Origin of the sequence: Pedobacter sp. ASV12, assembly GCF_016429155.1 — a bacterium.
Lineage (GTDB): Bacteria > Bacteroidota > Bacteroidia > Sphingobacteriales > Sphingobacteriaceae > Pedobacter.
In genome coordinates this window covers 1-3,397 of record NZ_JAELUC010000154.1, presented here as the reverse complement: position 1 = coordinate 3,397, position 3,397 = coordinate 1, and the positions used below count along the sequence as shown (strand labels likewise).

3 protein-coding genes are annotated in these 3,397 nt (G+C 46.1%); all 3 read right to left on the bottom strand.

The genetic code is table 11. The features are described from left to right. A partial coding sequence (locus tag JHD69_RS19300) for a PKD-like family lipoprotein (RefSeq protein ID WP_199141971.1) occupies window positions 1-1,481 on the bottom strand: 1,481 nt, incomplete at its 3' end. A gap of 25 nt (window positions 1,482-1,506) precedes the next feature. Continuing rightward, the gene (locus JHD69_RS19295) at window positions 1,507-2,277 is read right to left on the bottom strand and encodes a DUF4843 domain-containing protein (RefSeq protein WP_199141970.1); all 771 of its coding nucleotides are present in this window, start codon (window positions 2,275-2,277) and stop codon (window positions 1,507-1,509) included. Between the two features lie 47 nt (window positions 2,278-2,324). Further along, the coding region (locus JHD69_RS19290; RefSeq protein ID WP_199141969.1) for a RagB/SusD family nutrient uptake outer membrane protein at window positions 2,325-3,397 on the bottom strand (1,073 nt) is incomplete at its 5' end.

Genomic DNA, 3,397 nt, shown 5'->3' with positions numbered 1-3,397 from the left:
CCCCCCCCCCCCCCCCCCCCCCCCCCCCCCCCCCCCCCCCCCCCCCCCCCCCCCCCCCCCCCCCCCCCCCCCCCTTCCCCTCCCCCCCCCCCCCCCGACATCCACCCATGTCGTGGTTCGTCGGCAGCGTCAGATGTGTATAAGAGACAGTACTTGATCAGGGCTATTTTCCTGTTTCCTAAATCGAGTACCATGGTATTGCTCTTGTCAAAGGGGTTGTAGCGGTAAACTTTAGATCCCACTGCATACATTATGTATCCTTCGGAAGGGTCGATGGCAAATTGTGTAGCGCTGTTCATTTCGGGCGCGGTGGTAATTTCATCAAAGGCCTGTGGCGAGAAAGTAGTAGAATTGCACACAATTCTGGCCAGGAAAAGCTTATTGGCGCTGTTTTTGAAAAGTGCAAAAGTCTGATTGGAAATCGCAGGCGTAGAAGCCATATAAAGCAGCTCCATGCCCATGTTGCCTGGTGTAAACAAGATAGAGGTGGTAACCGGCACCGACGAGGAAGTGTTGGAACTTTTATGCTCCATAAAACGCTTATTGTCTGTATCGTACATCAAGGCATAGGTAGTTCCATTTCTATAGGCTTCTGCAAAATAAGGCGAAATCCTAAAGTTTACGCCATTGCTGGTTTTGTTTACCCTGGTGCCAAAGGCGTAGCCTACGGTTGCGTTTTCAAAATACAATTCTCCATTGCTATCTAAAAGATAGGCCAAGTAAGGAGAAGCTTGCGAGACTACTTTTTCTGCGTAATAGGGTGGTGGCGAGTAAGAAGAAGTAATGGTAGCAATGTTGGCAAAGCTGCTAAAAGTATTGTTTTGAGTATTGATTACAAAAGTGCTTTGGTCGGTACCGATGAAAATAGATCGGGCAATAACTGCTGAAAATGGATCGCGTCGTTGATAAAAGTAGACCAATTTAGGCTTGCCTGTCAATTTGAGTGTACTTTGGGTAGCCAACAAATCGGTATAGTTCTGGAAATCGTTAGATGCGGTAAGGTAATTGAAAAAATCGAGCCTTGCCGAGCCGTCGATGTCGTTAAGTACCAGCCAGCCATCGGAGATATTGGTAGTTACGGTTAGTTTGCACGATTTGCGGTAAATAATGCCCGAGCTTACCTCTTTCACTTCGTAAAGTAGGGTATAAGGCGTATTAACCGAAGGCAGGCTAACGGTCCAATTCAGGTTGCGGCTAGTGCCTATTGTTTTTTTGGTAATCGGTAATGCGCTTTCGTCGATACTGTACCAGGCATAAGTGTATTTGGTGGTGTCTTTTCCATCGTCTTTGGTAAAGATCAATGTTGGATTGATGGTTAAAAGACTGCCCCTTAAAGCCGAATAGGTAGCTTCTATGTTAGAAATGGTACCTTCGTTTACTTCTTCGTAGTTGTAATTGCCCAGGTCCTTTCGGCACGAGCTGCATAGGCTTGCCGCTAAAAACAATAGCAGCATGCCATATCTGAAATATTTTTCGATCATTTTGATAACTAATTAAATCATGAAACTATTTGGCATTTGGGCCCATGGCCATAGGCGTAACCCCATCGGCTTCGTAAATTGGCGTGCCTGAGGCCGCCATTCTGTTCAAATAAGCTTTCAAGCCATCGGCCCAGCCGCTTATACGACGGTAGTTGCCATTGTTGAGGAACCAATTAGGCTGCACCAATTCTTCTACGTTGAGGTTATACATGGTTACCAGCAACTGGAATTTTAAGGTGCTAAAAGTCCCCAAATAGCCAACGGTAAAGCTGTAGTAAGAACTGCCGGATAACCAAAACGGTGGGGCACCGGCAATATCATCGGCCATAATGGTCATGCGGGTATAATACCTGGTTTTGGTAACCCCGTTCGTGGTAGTGTTATAGCTCAAATAGTCGTTGGTAAAATTGTCGTTGGGTTTAAGGTCCATATAGAGGAACAGCGGACCGCTTCTTAGGGTGGTTGTTCTTAAGAGCTTTATTTTGAGCGTATCGGCCACTCGACCAGCTTTGATGATGCGCGGACTCATCATTTCATAATCTGTACCGGCCTTCATGGTGCTGCTATCGGCAATGCTCAGGTTATAAGGCCTGTCGTAATCCATAGCGGCTCCAATTGGCCTGACCAAGATTTTAACGATAGAGTCCTTTACGTTGCTCTTGGCATAGCCAAAGGAAACGAAAACCTGGTTATTGGTCGATTTTGCATCTGGAAAGTAGATGCTGTTTTTGCTGGCCTTGTCATTATATGTGGTTAAACCGTCTTTTTTGCATGCGCCCAGCAAAACTGTTGCCATTGCGCATAGATATAACAATAACTTTTTCATCGTTTTTTTACTGAATATTATCTAGGTGTGGTTTCTGATAATGGTAATGGAAAGACATAGTTGGCTGCGCTAATACTCATATTGGCGTTGGTTCCTCCGGCAATAATGCTCAATGCCTGCGTTCTCTTGAAATAAAAGAAGAGCTGCCCTTCGCCGCAAACCTCCTTACGGAACTCTTTCATGATGGCAGTGTTTAAGGCTGCGGTATTGGCAATGGTTATGGTTTGACAATTGCGGTTGGTGCGCAAAAGGTTAACATAGCCAGCGGCTACCGTCAGATCGGGTTCGCACTCGGCTGCAATCAGGTACATTTCGCTCATGCGGATCAGCGGTACGGTCCTGTAAAAATTGTAGGCAGGATTAACGTTACCATCGTCATTGAACTTGAAAAAGGTAGGGTAGGGCTTGCCATTAACTTTCCAGATGTACTGGCTCCGGTAGTCGGTAGGATTTCCCTCAAAAACAGTGTTGCTGATGAAGGTTCCTGAAGCATTAGGTGCCAAAATGCTCGAATCGAATAAGCTTGGCGAGAAATTGTTCAGGAAAACATCGTTCAGTTTAGGGTTCTCTACTCCATAAATCATTTCGGTAGCGAATGTTTTATTGCATATGGCGGTATTAAGGTCTGCTTGTTTGATCCAAGGAAATTTAGCCTGGTTGTTAATCAGGAACTTGGCCGCGGCCAAAGCAGCCACCTTGTCGCCTTTCCAAAGGTTAACCCTTGCCTGCAACGCTTTGATCGCATAATAGTTCATTTGATAGTTCCTGGTGTTGCGGCCATAAGCAAGCGTAACCCTGCTTACCTGGGCCTGCGTAACCGCAGGATCGGTTTCCAGCAACAATTGTTCGGCCTTCGACAGGTCTTCCAGCACCTTTTGCATGATGAAGTTGGTTGGCTGAAATTCGGAAATGTTGTAGGTAGGCTTGTCGTAATAAGGCATTACCTTGCTCAACGAGTCAACCGTGTAAGGCTTGGTAAACATGCGCATCAAGTCGAAATAATAAAATGCCCTCAGGCCATAAGCTTCGCCTTTAAGCCTTTTCAAAGACTTGTCGCTAAGGATCTGTCCGTATTTGTCCAAGCTTTCAA